Origin of the sequence: Roseobacter sp. FCG-D35, assembly GCF_033436665.1 — a bacterium.
GTDB lineage: Bacteria > Pseudomonadota > Alphaproteobacteria > Rhodobacterales > Rhodobacteraceae > JAWQFO01.
Genome location: NZ_JAWQFO010000019.1, coordinates 1 through 1,289 on the forward strand (window position 1 = coordinate 1; position 1,289 = coordinate 1,289).

1 pseudogene is annotated in these 1,289 nt (G+C 59.2%); it reads left to right on the forward strand.

The window, feature by feature from the left end:
- A pseudogene (locus R5H30_RS21710) lies at positions 1-1,213 on the forward strand (IS3 family transposase); the annotation flags it as partial.
- Positions 1,214-1,289: the final 76 nt, after the last annotated feature.

Consider the following 1,289-nt stretch of genomic DNA (forward strand, 5'->3'; position numbering starts at 1 on the left):
AACCGGCTGGCAGGCGACACGGCCCGTCAGGCGACGGCGCCCGAGGTGAAAGACCTGCGGTCGGAATCTTCTGCCCTGAAGGAGGTTGTCGCCGAGCTGACCCTCGAGAACCGAATGCTTAAAAAAAGCACGATCGGCCCCTCTCATTGATTGCTGCGCAATCAACTGCCGGGCAGTGGATGGGGGAGACGACGCATGAGATACCCTGCCTCCGAGAAACTTGAGAGTGAGCCATTGATGCGCCATTGGTTCGAGCACAATGGCGAACCGCACGGTCGAGGCATCGCACCTGCCAGTGAAACGGACGCTGGCCATGATCGGCATTCCCAGCAGCACCTATTACCAATGGTATGCGCGTTGGGTCGAAGGCGGGCTCGATGCGTTGGCCGACAGATCCCCGCGACCCAGGTCGGTATGGAACCGTATTCCGGACGAGACCCGCGAGGCCGTTGTCGAGTTCGCCCTGGAGCACGAGGAGCTGACGCCCCGAGAACTGGCGGTCAAATACACCGACGAGAAGCACTACTTTGTCTCGGAATCATCAGCTTATCGCATTCTCAAAGCTGTCGACCTGATCACGGCGCCGGCCCATGTCGTCATAAGGGCCGCGGACGAGTTCCAGGACAAGACCACCCGGCCCAATGAACTCTGGCAGACCGACTTCGCCTATCTCAAGGTCATCGGCTGGGGCTGGTTCTATCTCTCCACGATCCTCGACGATCACAGCCGATACATCATCGCCTGGAAGCTCTGTACGACGATGAAGGCCAGCGATGTGACAGAGACGCTGGAACTGGCGCTGGAGGCGTCAGGCTGCAGCCAGGTCGCGGTCGTGCACAAGCCCCGCCTGCTTTCCGACAATGGCTCGTCTTACGTGGCCGGGGAACTCGCGGACTTTCTCGAGGACAAGGGCATGGATCACGTGCGCGGTGCACCCCACCATCCACAGACCCAGGGAAAGATCGAGCGTTGGCATCAGACCATGAAGAACCGCATCCTCTTGGAAAACTACTACCTACCCGGCGACCTGGAACGGCAGATCGAAGCCTTTGTCGATTACTATAACAACCGTCGATACCACGAGAGCCTCGGCAACCTGACGCCCGCCGACGTCTACCATGGCCGAGGTGCAAAGATCCTGAAGATGAGAGAGGAGATCAAGAAACAGACTATCCGGAAACGCCGGTTGCAGCACCAGGCAGCCGCCGCCTAACCTGAAACAGAAACCGAACCAGAGCCTCCGTTACGCAACAGCCTCAGCATTCCGAAAAACTCTGACGACGGACACG